Origin of the sequence: Bacteroides sp. 2201st1_D9_2201SCRN_220225 (assembly GCF_040928965.1) — a bacterium.
GTDB lineage: Bacteria > Bacteroidota > Bacteroidia > Bacteroidales > Bacteroidaceae > Bacteroides > Bacteroides stercoris.
The window spans coordinates 1-14,674 of sequence record NZ_JBCODG010000049.1; the positions used below are offsets into that span (position 1 = coordinate 1).

At 45.8% G+C, this 14,674-nt stretch carries 12 protein-coding genes; 4 read left to right on the forward strand and 8 right to left on the reverse strand.

The window, feature by feature from the left end; all coding sequences use genetic code 11:
- The 3 genes from AB5903_RS15200 to AB5903_RS15210 form a co-directional block, all read left to right on the forward strand.
- Window positions 1-777 (forward strand): acyl-CoA dehydrogenase family protein (locus AB5903_RS15200; RefSeq protein ID WP_368117989.1); only part of this gene is annotated, 777 nt, incomplete at its 5' end.
- 249 nt (window positions 778-1,026) lie between these two features.
- Window positions 1,027-1,803: a bifunctional 2-polyprenyl-6-hydroxyphenol methylase/3-demethylubiquinol 3-O-methyltransferase UbiG gene (locus AB5903_RS15205; RefSeq protein ID WP_005654481.1), complete on the forward strand. Its 777-nt coding sequence runs from the start codon at window positions 1,027-1,029 to the stop codon at window positions 1,801-1,803.
- Window positions 1,800-2,729: an acyltransferase family protein gene (locus AB5903_RS15210; RefSeq protein ID WP_117859411.1), complete on the forward strand. Its 930-nt coding sequence runs from the start codon at window positions 1,800-1,802 to the stop codon at window positions 2,727-2,729. The genes AB5903_RS15205 and AB5903_RS15210 overlap by 4 nt, the downstream gene beginning before the upstream one ends.
- Window positions 2,730-3,613: 884 nt before the next feature.
- On the opposite strand, the gene AB5903_RS15215 is transcribed toward AB5903_RS15210, so the two are convergent.
- Both AB5903_RS15215 and AB5903_RS15220 read right to left on the reverse strand, forming a co-directional pair.
- Complete coding sequence (locus tag AB5903_RS15215; RefSeq protein ID WP_005654409.1) at window positions 3,614-3,913, reverse strand: chaperone modulator CbpM; 300 nt, start codon at window positions 3,911-3,913, stop codon at window positions 3,614-3,616.
- A gap of 15 nt (window positions 3,914-3,928) precedes the next feature.
- On the reverse strand, window positions 3,929-4,906 hold the full coding sequence (locus AB5903_RS15220) for a DnaJ C-terminal domain-containing protein (RefSeq protein WP_016662573.1): 978 nt from the start codon (window positions 4,904-4,906) through the stop codon (window positions 3,929-3,931).
- A 311-nt stretch (window positions 4,907-5,217) separates the two neighbouring features.
- Between AB5903_RS15220 and AB5903_RS15225 the strand changes: the two genes are divergently transcribed.
- Window positions 5,218-7,746 carry a glycoside hydrolase family 9 protein gene (locus tag AB5903_RS15225; RefSeq protein WP_272709814.1) on the forward strand — a complete coding sequence of 843 codons (2,529 nt, stop codon included), beginning with the start codon at window positions 5,218-5,220 and terminating at the stop codon, window positions 7,744-7,746.
- A gap of 168 nt (window positions 7,747-7,914) precedes the next feature.
- On the opposite strand, the gene AB5903_RS15230 is transcribed toward AB5903_RS15225, so the two are convergent.
- The 6 genes from AB5903_RS15230 to hisS form a co-directional block, all read right to left on the reverse strand.
- On the reverse strand, window positions 7,915-8,937 hold the full coding sequence (locus tag AB5903_RS15230; protein WP_195658513.1) for a low specificity L-threonine aldolase: 1,023 nt from the start codon (window positions 8,935-8,937) through the stop codon (window positions 7,915-7,917).
- A gap of 131 nt (window positions 8,938-9,068) precedes the next feature.
- Complete coding sequence (gene groL, locus AB5903_RS15235) at window positions 9,069-10,706, reverse strand: chaperonin GroEL (RefSeq protein WP_005654400.1); 1,638 nt, start codon at window positions 10,704-10,706, stop codon at window positions 9,069-9,071.
- 41 nt (window positions 10,707-10,747) lie between these two features.
- On the reverse strand, window positions 10,748-11,020 hold the full coding sequence (locus AB5903_RS15240) for a co-chaperone GroES (protein ID WP_004290132.1): 273 nt from the start codon (window positions 11,018-11,020) through the stop codon (window positions 10,748-10,750).
- 216 nt (window positions 11,021-11,236) lie between these two features.
- Entirely contained in the window at window positions 11,237-12,739 is a 1,503-nt protein-coding gene (locus AB5903_RS15245) for a glutamine synthetase family protein (protein WP_005654398.1), read from the reverse strand.
- Window positions 12,740-12,930: 191 nt separating this feature from the next.
- On the reverse strand, window positions 12,931-13,089 hold the full coding sequence (locus AB5903_RS15250) for a hypothetical protein (RefSeq protein ID WP_016662576.1): 159 nt from the start codon (window positions 13,087-13,089) through the stop codon (window positions 12,931-12,933).
- 128 nt (window positions 13,090-13,217) lie between these two features.
- Entirely contained in the window at window positions 13,218-14,579 is a 1,362-nt protein-coding gene (gene hisS, locus AB5903_RS15255) for a histidine--tRNA ligase (protein WP_368117990.1), read from the reverse strand.
- Between the last annotated feature and the right edge of the window lie 95 nt (window positions 14,580-14,674).

The window sequence follows — 14,674 nt, forward strand, 5'->3', positions numbered from 1 at the left end:
GGGCTGGCTTATGCCAAAGACCGCAAACAGTTCGGTAAAGCCATCATCGAGTTCCCCGCCGTATACGATATGCTGGCCATCATGAAAGCCAAACTGGATGCCGGCCGTGCCCTGCTGTACCAGACTTCACGCTACGTAGACATCTACAAGGCACTGGACGACATCGCCCGCGAACGCAAACTGACTCCGGAAGAACGTCAGGAACAGAAGAAATATGCCAAACTGGCCGATTCCTTCACACCGCTGGCAAAAGGTATGAACTCCGAATACGCCAACCAGAATGCTTACGACAGTATCCAGATTCACGGCGGTTCCGGCTTCATGCTGGAATATGCCTGTCAGCGCATTTATCGCGATGCACGTATCACCAGCATCTACGAAGGTACTACACAGTTGCAGACGGTAGCCGCCATCCGCTACGTCACCAACGGTTCTTATGCCGCCACCCTGCGCGACTATGAGCTGATTCCGTGCAGCGAAGAAATGCAACCGCTGTTGGACCGCGTAAAAGAAATGACGAATAAGTTCGAAGCCTGCACCAATGCCGTTAAGGAAAGCGGCAATCAGGAATTGCTGGACTTCGTGGCTCGCCGTCTTTACGAAATGGCTGCCGTGTGCGTAATGTCTCACTTGCTGATTCAGGATGCGACAACAGCTCCCGAAATGTTTGCCAAGTCGGCGTTGGTGTACGTAAACTATGCCGAGTCTGAAATAGAGAAGCATTTCAACTTCATCCGCAAGTTCAAGGCTGAAGAGTTGGAAAGCTATCGCAAGTAAAGACGTATAGATAGAAAATGCAGCGGACACCGGAACTTTATCAGTTCCGGTGTCCGTTTGCTTTTTATACACCCTAACTCTGTATCCAAAACAAGATTCTTCAACCATTAATCAAATGAAGCCGGATATAGAAATCGCAAATATTAACTAAAAAAAAAGTTACTTTTCACTCAATATACAATTATTATTTATATCTTTATTCCTTTCAAGGATTTTCTTTGAAAATGAATCTAAAACACAACCAAACGTATGCAGCAAAGACACGAAAACAGAAAGACTTACTTTCAGGAACTGGCAACGACCAGTGAACTTCATTTCCTTCCCTACATTCACCGATTCACTTCTGTCACTCCCCAAAGCCGGATTCTTGAAATCGGTTGTGGCGAAGGTGGCAATCTGGTACCCTTTGCCCGCATCGGCTGCCGGGTTACAGGCATTGATTTATCCGAAAACCGCATCCGGCAAGCCCGCCAGTTCTTCCAGGAAGAAAGACTGCCCGCCACTTTCATAGCCTCGGATATTTTTCAAATCATACAATTGGAAGAAGCATTCGACATCATACTGATTCACGATGTTATAGAGCATATCTCCGAAAAATACCGCCTTTTAGAACATATCAAACGCTTCCTCACTCCCGGTGGACTACTCTTTATCAGCTTCCCTCCCTGGCAAATGCCTTTTGGAGGGCATCAGCAGATTTGCCGGAACAAATATGTTTCACGCCTGCCTTTCATTCATTTATTGCCCGCAGGCATCTACAGCAGTTTATTACACCACTTTGGCGAAAGCCAGGCACGCATCGATGAACTTCTCGACATACGGAAATGCCGGACAAGTATCGAACTATTCGAAAAACTTCTCTGCACTTCCCACTATCAGATTTTTCACAAACAATTCTGGTTTATCAATCCGCATTACGAACAAAAATTTCACCTTAAACCGCGTAAATTGCTACGTCTCATCGGTTCGATACCGCATCTGCGCAATTTTTTCTGTACCTCATGCTTTTATCTGATACAATCATGAGGAACCGTATCCATGAACTGGACTATCTGAAATGCCTGTTTATCATACTCATGATCATCTTTCACCTGAGCCATATAGGAAGTAAGTATCCGTATGCCAAAAGTATCGTATATACTTTCCATATGCCCGCCTTCCTGTTGATTTCGGGTTATCTGATTAACGTGCATAAAAAGCCGGAAATTTTTCTGAAAGCGATGGCATGGATATTCATTCCATACACCATTATGGAAATCAGTTATGCCTGCATGTCTATGCTATTTCCCGTTTGGGACGGGATAAAAGAAATCAGTGCCTCAGTTCTGCTCGGCAAAGTATTGCTTGATCCTATTGGGCCTTACTGGTATCTGCACACATTCATATTATGTGGCACCACCTATTATTTCGTGCATACTTATCTCAGTTCGACTCCATTTATCCGCCTACTGGTAACAAGCAGTCTCCTTTTACTTTTCTCTTACATCTTTCATTTGCTGACATTTGCCAATGCTTTCTATTTCATGGCAGGCACTGCTATCCATCTGGGAAAACGTCCGTTCCTATCTTGTTTCCCCGCTTCTTTTCTTGCCATTATCCCTCTGGTTTTTCTGTGCAGCCAGCCGGAGAATCTGAACAGAGGCACTTTAGGAGGCATATTAATTACCGGATTGGTCATCAGCCTTTCGCTGTACATCTACAAACATCTTCCCCATACTGTGAAGCAAGCTTCACTGTTCATCGGAAAGAACACATTGCCTATTCTTCTTTTCTCCCCCGTCTTTACCGCACTGTCCAAACTCTTTCTGCCTTTTTTTTCGTTCGACCCGACAGGGATATGCTTTCTCTGTACCGCCACAGTCATCACTCTGTACGGTAGCATTTTCATCGCATTCTGTTTGGATAAAGCATGCCTTTCTCCTTTCTTCTTCGGAAAAAAGATACTCATATAGAAAATCGGCATTTCAATAGAACTAAGCTCATTACCGATCGGAAAGGAGGGAAACAGAAGAGTTAACTAATCCACAACAGATATCATCTGAACAGACTCAACTGACTGCGCAACTCATGAATTTGCGCGCCAACTTACAGAACGCCTTCTTAATGTCATCCTGAGATGCCATTTTGTATTCTCCAAAGACTTGATAATAATCAATGTAAGCCATAGTTTATAAGTTTTGTATTATAATAAATCTCTGCTTTTATACGGTACATAAAATTGTGCTATTCATTTTTTAGATGTAACTTTTGTACTATGCTTTTAGTTATCAAGAGTTTTTTTGATTTTGAAGTAAAAAAATATCATTATTCTTGCACCAATATAAAGAGAAATTCCATACAAAAACGATGCTAAAGCAGAATGATTGCCATGCCAAACATTTTTGTCCAATATCACCCATGTAACGCCAAATAGTATGCCTTCAACGCAGTACACACATATTTTCTGAATCATTCTTTTGTTTTTCATAATTATATATTGCTTATAATACCACGTAAAAGATATTTTATCAGGCTAATATATATTATTTTTTGAACAAACTAAACATACTACTATTATAATTTGATATTTTTCCGACAAAAACAAGTAAAATCCTTATATGTAAAGATCATACAAAGGATTCTGAGAACAACCGAAAATGCCGTCCAAATGCAAATATATGCTGGAATATACACTTGCTGTTTAGCAGTAATTATCCAACATAACATACAACTTGATAAATGTACGCGAGTGTTTACATGATAATAAATCTTCAGGCACAAACTATACGGATTTCATGTTTTTTATAAACAGAAATAATGAAATCCGTATAATCTATGCCTGAAAGAAAATACTAAATCATCTTGACACATCCTCAAACAGCCTCAACCTGCTATGTAAAGAATAAATCTCCTGCTGCATACTTTCCATACGCTCCAGCAAATGATGAATGGCATCAATGCCTTCAATGTTGATGGACAGGTCGTAATACATACGGCTGTAACGTTCCACATCCGGCAACTGGGCAAACTGCAAACAGCGCTCCCCGCCTTCCGTCCGGATATCTATCAGACCGATTTCCTGTAACATCTCAATGAAAGAGGGCTCTATGTGACACTTGTCGCAATACTCACTGACTATAATTAACTCGTTCTGCATAACTCGTTCTCCTTTTTAGTTCATACTTTGAATTTTACGGAACATTTCTTTCTGCTGTTCCGTCAGATTCACCGGCAACTTTACGGAATAAGTCACAATCAAGTCACCGGACTGGCCTTCTTTCTTATATACCGGAAAACCCTTCCCTTTCAGACGGACTTTCGTACCGTTCTGCGTTTCGGGTTTTACTTTCAGTTTCACCTGACCTTCCAATGTATCCACCAACTTCTCGCCACCCAGCAACGCCGTATAGAGGTCGATGTCCACATCTACATACAAATCATCGCCCAAGCGTTTGAAGACGGGATCTTCCGCTATCACGAAAGTAATGTACAGGTCGCCCGCAGGCCCGCCGTTGATGCCCTCGCCGCCATAGCCTTTCAGTTTAATGACCTGACCGTTCGCCACACCGGCGGGAATGGTGATGCGGACATTCTTGCCGTTCACCGTCAATATCTGCTTATGAGTCCGGGCGGCATCCCGAAGCGACAGGTTCAAATCGGCATGGAAGTCCTGTCCGCGAAAACCTGCATTCGCTCCGCCACCACCGCGTGTACGGTGTCCGAACATCTGTTCAAAGAAATCGGAGAAGCCGTCTGCACCGCTTCCGGAAAACTCCTGCCCATCGGAAGAGTACCAGTATGTACCGCCCCCATCCGTACCGAAACCGGCACCACCCTGACCACCGAAGCCCGCACCGCCGAAGCCGCCGAAGCCTCCTGCACCGGCCTGTTGCCGTGCCCGCTTCTGAGCCTCAAATTCATCGGCATGCTTCCAGTGTTCGCCATATTCATCATACTTCTTTCTTTTCTCAGGATCACTAAGCACCTCATTGGCCTCGTTGATAGCCTGAAACTTGTCTTTGGCAGTAGCGTCATTCGGATTCAGGTCGGGATGATATTTGCGCGCCAACTTACGGAACGCCTTCTTGATGTCATCCTGAGATGCCGTTTTGTCTACTCCAAGGACTTGATAATAATCAATGTAAGCCATAGTTTATAAGTTTTGTATTCTAAAATGGATAGAACAAATAACACACCAACATTGTTTTTAAGAAATTAAAATGCGTAAACGAAAGCTAAAAAGATATTCAATATCACATAAACATATGATAAGCAAGAGTTTATTGCCAAAACTACTAATACCATACTTTTTGCATCATTCTAAAATATTGTAAATGACAAATAATATCATCTAATAATTTACACCAAATCTTCCTAAAATTGATAGAAACCGCTTTATTTGCATTTAGGTAAAACCTTTTGTTACATAGTACCCCCACAACCTTAAATGAAAAGCATTTTATGAAACGTTATTATCGGCTCTTAACACTGATTTTTGCATTTGCCGCACTCCCGTGTAAGGCGGACGAATGGATTAGAATCAACCAACTGGGCTATCTGCCACAATCCATTAAAGTAGCGGTATTCATGAGCGAAACAAAAACCGACGTACAAGAATACGCACTGGTCGATGCTTTTACCGGAAAAACGGTACGCACTTTTACTTCGCCCAAAGCCACCGGCCAATCAGGCAGCATGAGCAGTACTTACCGGTTGGATTTCAGTAATTTTCAAGAACCGGGCACATATTACCTGAAAGCGGGAAAAGCTGTTTCTCCACGCTTCCCTATCAATGCGCAGGTATATAACGGCACAGCCGACTTCCTGCTGAACTACATGCGCCAGCAACGTTGCGGTTACAACCCTTTCTTGAAAGACAGCTGCCACGTACACGACGGCTACATAGCGTACCACCCCACAAAAACCGGGCAACACATCGATGTGCGCGGCGGCTGGCACGATGCTACCGACTACCTGCAATATACCACGACTTCCGCCAATGCCATATACCAAATGATGTTTGCCTACCAGGAAAACCCCGAGGCATTCGGCGATGCCTACAATGCAGCCGGACTGCCGGAAGCAAACGGCATTCCCGATATAGTAGACGAAATAAAATGGGGACTGGACTGGCTGAACCGCATGAATCCCGCTCCGGGCGAACTGTACAACCAAATTGCCGACGACCGCGACCACGCCGGCATGCGCCTGCCCAATAAAGATGAGGTGGATTATGGCTACGGACCGGGCAAAGGACGCCCCGTTTACTTTTGCAGCGGAGAGCCGCAAGTGCGCGGAAAATTCACCAATGCCACCACCGGCGTAGCAAGTACAGCCGGCAAGTTTGCCGCTTGTTTTGCACTGGGAGCCAGGATACTGAAAGAGTTTTACCCCGAATTTGCCGCTGAAATCGGTGAAAAAGCCGATGCCGCCTATCAGGAAGGTGTAAAGAAGCCGGGAACATGCCAGACCGCCTCCGTAAAATCACCCTACATCTATGAAGAAGACAACTGGACGGACGATATGGAGCTCGGAGCCATGGAGCTATACCACGCTACCGGCAAGCCGGAATACCTGTCGCAAGCCCTCGAATACGGACGCCGCGAACCCATCACTCCGTGGATGGGTGCCGACAGCGCCCGCCATTACCAATGGTATCCGTTCATGAACATGGGACACTACCACCTGGCCACTGTAAACAACCCGCGCATCAGTAAAGAGTTTATCCGCAACATGCGCACCGGTATTGAGCGCACATACGAGAAAGCAGTCGAAAGTCCTTTCCTGCACGGTATTCCCTACATCTGGTGTTCCAACAACCTGACTACTGCCATGTTGACGCAATGCCGTCTCTACCGCGAGACAACCGGCGATGAGACTTATGCCGAAATGGAAGCCTCCCTCCGCGACTGGCTGTTCGGCTGCAATCCGTGGGGAACGAGCATGATTGTGGAACTGCCGCTTTACGGCGATTATCCTTCGCAACCCCACTCCTCCCTGCTCAATGCAGGCGTAGGCAATACGACAGGCGGACTGGTGGACGGCCCCGTATACCGCAGCATATTCGAGGGGCTGCGAGGGGTAAACATGACCGGCATTCCCGGTACGCCCGGACAGGATTACGAACGCTTTCAACCGGAGCTGATGGTATACCACGATGCACTCCACGACTATTCCACCAATGAACCGACTATGGACGGAACCGCCTGCCTCACCTATTATCTCTCTGCCATGCAGAAAGAAGGCATGAAACAGGCAGGTGCATCGGCAGACAAAAATGTATACGTCAATGGCGGTATCGTGCGTACCGACCCGTCTAAAAAACAAATCAGCCTCGTATTCACAGCAGCCGATAAGGCTGACGGCGCGGATGCCATTATCAGCACCCTGAAAAGGCACGGTATCAAAGGAAGCTTCTTCTTTACCGGCGAATTTTACGAGCTTTACCCCGAAATAGTAAAACGGCTGCTCGACGAAGGACATCTGGTAGGCAGCCATAGCTACGGACATCTGCTCTATATGCCGTGGGAGAACCGCGATTCCTTATTGGTTACCCGCGAGGAATTTGAAAAGGATATGCTGAAAAGCTACGAAACCATGCGCAAGGCCGGTATTGAATATAAAGACGCCCCGATATACATTCCGCCCTATGAATATTATAACAAGGAGATAGCCGCCTGGGCAAAAAATATGGGAATACAAGTCGTCAACTATACTCCCGGAACCATGAGCAATGCAGATTATACCACCCCCGATATGGGACAGAAATACCGGAGCAGCAAGTTCATCTACAACAAAATCATGGAAGTAGAGAAGAAAGAGGGCCTGAACGGACATTTGATGCTGATACACTTCGGAACAGACAACCGCCGTACGGATAAATTTTACAACAGCTATTTGGATAAATTGATAAAAACATTGAAACGTAAAGGTTATACCTTTACCCCCATACTCGAAGCAATAGGTATTAAGACAAATTCAGCATTATAAAGAAGGTTAGTTAAAAGGTTATCAATCAAAGGTATTTTAAGGTAAAGTAAATCTGTTTGTTTTCAGTAAGCCTTTCCCTCACCCCCTAAAAAGAGGGAAAGGTCTAAATCAAGCCCCTTGCCTGTGAAGGTTCGGGGGCTTTTTTATATGGCAAAACATGAATACCGCTTAATGACAATAACGTCTAATGGCGTGTAGCAGTTCTTCTATATCCTGTTCCGTAGTGTCAAAAGAGGTAACGAAACGTATCTCATTCTCTTCTTCATTCCAGAAGTAGAAGAAGTAGTCTTTCAACAAGTTGTCAATTACCGGACGGGACATTGTCAGGAACAGTTGGTTACTTTCCACTTTCTGCGTAAAACGTACTCCGGGCAACTCTTTCAATCCGGCATATAAAAGCTGCGCCATACGATTGGCGTGTGAAGCGTTCTTCAACCAAAGGTCGTCCGTGAGATAAGCAGTAAACTGACAGGACAGGTAACGGAGTTTCGATGCGAGCTGCGCCGACTGCTTGCGTACAAAACAAGCCTCTTTCTTTAAAGCCGGATTAAAGATAATTACACTTTCGCCAAGCATCAACCCGTTTTTCGTACCGCCAAAACTAAGAATATCAATGCCGCAATCTACCGTCAACTGCCTGAAGCTAAGGTTAAGGGCCGCACAGGCATTTGCCAGACGGGCGCCGTCCATATGGACGTACATGCCGTGCCGGTGTGCCAGTTCCGTCAACGCACGGATTTCATCGGGCCGGTAGACAGTGCCCAGCTCCGTACATTGCGAGATATAAAAAGCTCCCGGCTGGGAATGATGCTGCTCGCCGAAATGACAAAGATAAGGACGTACCAACTCAGGAGTCAGCTTTCCGTCCGGCGTAGCAACCGGACGAATCTGACAGCCTGTCATGCGGGCAGGAGCGCCGCATTCATCTACATAAATATGCGCAGTTTCCGCACATATTACCGAATTATAAGGACGCGTGCATAACTGTAAGGCAACAGCATTGCTGCCGGTTCCATTGAATACAAACAACGGTTCGCAATCCGGAGTAAAAGCTTCCCTGATTTTGCGGACAGCCTCTTCCGTCCATACATCATCACCATATCCCACTGCATGATCCCGGTTGGCCCTATTCAGCGCTTCCATTACCAAAGGATGTACCCCCGAATTATTATCTGAAGCAAAACTTCTCATGGTCTTTTCTATTTTATTATCGAAATGAATATGCAAAGGAAACAATATTATCCAACATAAAAAAACCGCGACGCCTTTATGCAAGACATCGCGGTCAATTTATATGATTAAGAAATCAAGGGAAAACGATATTACATCATTCCGCCCATACCGCCCATTCCGGGAGCACCCATCGGCATTTCGGGCTTATCTTCTTTCTTCTCGACAATCACACATTCGGTAGTAAGGAACATACCTGCGATAGAAGCGGCATTTTCCAGAGCCACACGAGTAACCTTTGCAGGGTCTACCACACCGGCAGCGTGCAGGTTTTCGTAAACATCGGTACGTGCATTGTAACCGAAGTCGGCTTTGCCTTCACGAACTTTCTGTACCACAACAGCACCTTCCTTACCGGCGTTGGCTACAATCTGGCGCAAAGGCTCTTCGATGGCACGTTTGATGATGTCGATACCGGTAGTTTCGTCGGCATTGTCACCCTTCAAACCTTCCAATGCTTCGAGCGCACGGATGTAAGCCACACCGCCACCTGCTACGATACCTTCTTCGATAGCGGCACGAGTAGCGCGGAGAGCATCGTCTACACGGTCTTTCTTCTCTTTCATTTCCACTTCGGAAGCAGCACCTACGTAGAGAACAGCCACACCGCCTGACAACTTGGCAAGACGTTCCTGCAATTTCTCCTTGTCATAGTCGGACTTGGTAGAAGCAATCTGAGCCTTGATTTGTTCGCAACGCTCCTTGATATTTTCTTTTGCACCGGCACCGTTCACGATGGTCGTATTGTCTTTAGAAACAGTTACCTTGTCGGCAGTACCCAACATTTCGATAGTAGCCTGTTCCAGTTTCAAGCCTTTTTCTTCGCTGATTACAACACCGCCTGTCAATACGGCAATGTCTTCCAGCATTTCCTTGCGGCGGTCGCCGAAGCCCGGAGCTTTCACAGCACATATCTTCAACTGAGAACGCAGACGGTTTACAACCAAGGTAGTCAGAGCCTCGCTATCCACATCTTCTGCAATTACCAACAGAGGACGGCCAGTCTGTACAGCCGGTTCGAGGATAGGCAGGAAATCTTTCAGGTTGGAAATCTTCTTATCGTAAATCAGGATGTACGGTTTCTCCATTTCGCATTCCATCTTTTCAGTGTTGGTAACGAAATAAGCAGAAAGATAACCGCGGTCGAACTGCATGCCTTCTACTACACCGATAGTGGTATCCGTACCCTTAGCCTCTTCGATAGTGATAACACCGTCTTTGGAAACCTTACGCATAGCGTCTGCAATCAGCTTACCGATAACCGGGTCGTTGTTGGCAGATACCGTACCTACCTGTTCAATCTTATCATAGTTGTCACCTACCATCTCGGCCTGGCTCTTGATAGACTCAACCACTTTGGCAACAGCCTTGTCGATACCGCGTTTGATATCCATCGGGCTTGCACCGGCAGTTACGTTCTTCAAGCCTTCGGCTACGATAGCCTGAGCCAATACGGTAGCGGTAGTTGTACCGTCACCAGCATCGTCACCAGTCTTGGAAGCAACTTCCTTAACCAGTTGTGCACCGGTATTCTGGTAAGCATCGGCCAGTTCCACTTCTTTAGCTACTGTTACACCGTCCTTTGTGATGTGGGGAGCGCCGAATTTCTTTTCGATGATTACGTTACGTCCTTTCGGGCCGAGCGTTACTTTTACTGCATTTGCCAGTGTATCGATACCTTTCTTCAGTTGGTCGCGGGCATCGATATTGAATAATATTTCTTTTGCCATAATGTTTTTACTATTTATCAGGTTTACTATTTATAAATTGATTATCCCAAAACAGCGAGTACGTCGCTTTGACGCATGATGAGGTACTTGGTTCCTTCCACTTCCAGTTCCGTACCGGCATATTTGCCATACAGTACCGTATCACCAACCTTCAACACCATTTCTTCGTCCTTAGTTCCGTTGCCTACTGCGATAACTTCACCTTTCAAAGGTTTTTCTTTTGCTGTATCAGGAATAATGATACCGCCGATTGTCTTTTCTTCTGCAGGTGCAGGGAGTATCAGCACTCTGTCTGCTAATGGTTTAATGTTCATAGTTTCTTTTGTTTTATATGTTATACAATTTATTATAATGGTAATGTTGCTTTATACAAACGATAAAGAACTTACGAAAACCGTGCCAAAAGGCAAAGCTGTTCGTTTGGCAGATAAATGCTGACAAAATGGCAAAGGTGACCGGCTATAAAACAAGAACTCCTCACCAGCAACCGTCCGGCAAGGAGTTCTTTACTATAATATCTGTTCTGTCCGTTACCCGCAATGGAAATACTTCTCAACCAGTTTCAGCATCTCTTCCGGACTATCCTGCACTTCGCTACGCAAAGTCCTATCTTCATAAGCACGCAACTTACTGATAATTCCGTCAATCATGGCAGGACTGAAGACATTGTATTTCTCGAAAGCGGCACGCTGTTTTTCCAAACAATCGGCAGAAGCGACACAACTGTCGGGCAACTGAGCCAGTTGTTTCAATTTGTCTTCGTTTTCTTTCTTGTGGATATTCACGTTCACATAAGTCTTATCCGCAATTTCCAAAGCATCCGGCATCTCAAAACCGCAGCGGCAAGCTACAGCCAGTCCTGCAATCAGTTGGTACAAATCGGCTGAACCATCCGGTGAACGCATCTCTACCGTCTGCTTTTGAGTGGTGTCGTAATTGCTCGGCGCTTCCAGAGGATTGGCAATCATGCACATATCGGTCTTTGCCGACCATCCTAACGGCACACGTACCAATACGGAACGGTTGCGGTCGCCCCAGCAGATATTGGTAGGCGCTTCCTGATGAGGAACAAGGCGGAAATAAGAAGTAGGATTCGTATTGCCGAATGCGGTAATGGAAGGAGCCAGCTCCATCATTCCCGCAATCGCCTTGCGGGCCGTTTCGGAAAGTACGCCGTCTTTCAGCATCTGATTCTTTCCGTCCTTCATGATGCGCATGTGAATATGCAATCCGGAACCGGCCTTTCCTGCCGTTATTTTCGGAGCGAAAGTGATGTCGTATCCATACTGGTAAGCAAGGTTACGGATAATCCATTTGGCAATCATCAACTGGTCGGCTGCCTGCTCGGCACGTACCGGCAGAAATTCGATTTCGTTCTGCTCGTATATCTTGCCGTCAAGGGTGAAGTTACCCACTTCGGAATGCCCGTACTTAATTTGTCCGCCGGCTTGTGCGATGTACGCCATACACTCGGTACGGAATTCATTGAACTTGGCATACGGAGCAGACTCGTGATAACCACGCTGGTCGGTAGCCGGGAACATGCCGCTGTCTTCCGAAATGACGTAATACTCCAATTCGCCCATGGCCTGAAACTCCATACCGGTTACTTCCGTAAATGCCCGGCACGCCTTGCGCAGAGTGTGTTCGGGAGAACTTTCCAGCGGTTCGCCGTCTTTATTGAAGAAAGAGCAGAGCATGGAAAGCGTAGGCTGCTCGGCAAACGGATCTATAAAAGCCGTACAGAAGCGGGGTATTACATATAAATCGCTGCTGCCCGCTTCAATGAAAGGAAACAGGCTGGAACCGTCCACACGCTCCCCGCACGTAAGTATCGCATCGAGATATGCGGCATCGTTAATGACAAAGTTCAAAGTTTTCAACCGCCCGTCGGCAGCAGGATACATGAAGTTCACCATAGTGATTCCATTCTCCTTTATATAAGAAACGATGTCGGCTTTTGTAAATTCGGAAGCCGGTTTTTGAAGCTTGGCCACCAACGGATTGGCATGCATTGAGAAATCTTGTTCCATGATTCTGGTTGTTTTTAGTTGATGATATGGTTAACAAAACATGTCCGTATTAAAAGTTTGGAACACGGACTCACAAATATACAAAAAGACAGCCAATTGCAATAAACCGACTGTCTTTATTTATTCCCGATATGAATAAATATTGCAAAAAACGGATAGAACCCGACTTTCTGTTCCCTGCCTACAGAATGTCATTCCAATAAATTCTCTATGGAATAGTTTTCCCAAAAAGTCCGGGTAGAGTTCACCAGCGAGCTGCCCATATAAAGCAAAAACAACACCGCTATGACAATCATCAGGAAACTGACCAGCGCATTATGCTTTTCTTGTTTAAATTGAACGGAAACCATACAAACCTCCTCTTTTATTGTCACTGCAAAGGTAAGAGCCGAATATTACATTCCTGCAACACCTGCGTAACAAATATACGAAAAAAGGAGCACAAACAGGCTCCTTTTTAATAGTATTTCAGTTTTTATTAACTCAGTTCGCTAACCAGCTCTTCGGGGGTAATCAATTTCTGCTCTCCCGTCTCCATATTCTTCAAGGTTACCTTGCCCTCATTCATCTCGTTTTCTCCCACCAAAGCAACAAACGGAATCATCTTGGAGTTGGCATAACCCATCTGCTTCTTCATCTTGCTGGAATCGGGAAAGATTTCAGCACGGATACCTGCCGCACGTACCTGAGTAAGCACATTCATAGAGAAGGCGGCTTCTTTCTCACCAAAATTGATAAACAGAAGCTGCGTACCGTTCACCGCTTCTTTCGGATAAAGTTCAAGCTGGTTCAGCACATCGAATATGCGGTCTGCACCAAACGAAATGCCTACTCCCGAAACACCTGCCATGCCGAATACACCGGTCAAGTTGTCATAACGACCACCACCGGTAATGCTGCCAATCTGCACATCCAGTGCCTTTACTTCAAAAATAGCACCCGTATAATAGTTCAAGCCGCGAGCCAGCGTCAGGTCAAGCTCGATTTCGTTCTTCAAACCAAGCGCGGAAAGCGTATTCAAGATAAACTCACTCTCTTCCACACCCTTCAAGCCCTCTTCGCTGGCAGAAAGCACCTGCTTCAGTGTAGCGAGTTTCTCTTCGTTACTACCGCTCAACAAAATGATAGGCTGCAACTTGGCAACAGCCTCATCACTGATACCCTTCTCTTTCAGTTCAGCGTTGACATTGTCCAGCCCTATCTTGTCCAGTTTGTCAATCGCTACGGTAATGTCCACTATCTTATCGGACTCACCGATAATCTCGGCAATGCCGCTCAATATCTTGCGGTTGTTGATTTTAATGCATACACGGATGCCGAAGCTCGTAAATACGGTATCGACTATCTGCATCAGTTCCACTTCATTCAGCAAGGAGTCGCTGCCCACCACATCGGCATCACATTGATAGAACTCACGATAACGCCCCTTCTGCGGACGGTCGGCACGCCACACCGGCTGAATCTGGTAACGCTTGAAAGGGAACGTGATTTCATCCCTGTGCATCACGACATAACGGGCAAAAGGCACGGTAAGGTCATAGCGCAGACCTTTCTCACAAAACTTGCTTGCGAGCTTCGCGGCATTACGGCTCAACAGTTCCTCGTCCGTCAGACCGGAAAAGTAATCACCCGAATTCTGTATCTTGAACAACAGTTTATCGCCTTCTTCACCATACTTCCCCATTAAGGTGGAAAGCATTTCCATGGAAGGAGTCTCTATCTGCTGGAAACCATAAAGATGATAAACATCACGAATCGTATTGAATATATAGTTACGCTTCGCCATTTCTACGGGCGAAAAGTCGCGGGTTCCTTTGGGAATACTTGGTTTTGCTGCCATAATCGTATCAATCATTTATAAAATCAGATGACAAAGTTACGGTATTTTATTGATTAAGAAAAAAAATGCTTTCTCCATTTAGCATGAAGAAAGCA

What these genes read in the sequence shown, in the direction of transcription:
- AB5903_RS15205 (WP_005654481.1), top strand. Translation starts at nt 1,027, where the DNA reads ATGCAGCAAAGACACGAAAACAGAAAGACTTACTTTCAGGAACTGGCA.
- AB5903_RS15210 (WP_117859411.1), top strand. Translation starts at nt 1,800, where the DNA reads ATGAGGAACCGTATCCATGAACTGGACTATCTGAAATGCCTGTTTATC.
- AB5903_RS15215 (WP_005654409.1), bottom strand. Translation starts at nt 3,913, where the DNA reads ATGCAGAACGAGTTAATTATAGTCAGTGAGTATTGCGACAAGTGTCAC.
- AB5903_RS15220 (WP_016662573.1), bottom strand. Translation starts at nt 4,906, where the DNA reads ATGGCTTACATTGATTATTATCAAGTCCTTGGAGTAGACAAAACGGCA.
- AB5903_RS15225 (WP_272709814.1), top strand. Translation starts at nt 5,218, where the DNA reads ATGAAACGTTATTATCGGCTCTTAACACTGATTTTTGCATTTGCCGCA.
- AB5903_RS15230 (WP_195658513.1), bottom strand. Translation starts at nt 8,937, where the DNA reads ATGAGAAGTTTTGCTTCAGATAATAATTCGGGGGTACATCCTTTGGTA.
- groL (WP_005654400.1), bottom strand. Translation starts at nt 10,706, where the DNA reads ATGGCAAAAGAAATATTATTCAATATCGATGCCCGCGACCAACTGAAG.
- AB5903_RS15240 (WP_004290132.1), bottom strand. Translation starts at nt 11,020, where the DNA reads ATGAACATTAAACCATTAGCAGACAGAGTGCTGATACTCCCTGCACCT.
- AB5903_RS15245 (WP_005654398.1), bottom strand. Translation starts at nt 12,739, where the DNA reads ATGGAACAAGATTTCTCAATGCATGCCAATCCGTTGGTGGCCAAGCTT.
- AB5903_RS15250 (WP_016662576.1), bottom strand. Translation starts at nt 13,089, where the DNA reads ATGGTTTCCGTTCAATTTAAACAAGAAAAGCATAATGCGCTGGTCAGT.
- hisS (WP_368117990.1), bottom strand. Translation starts at nt 14,579, where the DNA reads ATGGCAGCAAAACCAAGTATTCCCAAAGGAACCCGCGACTTTTCGCCC.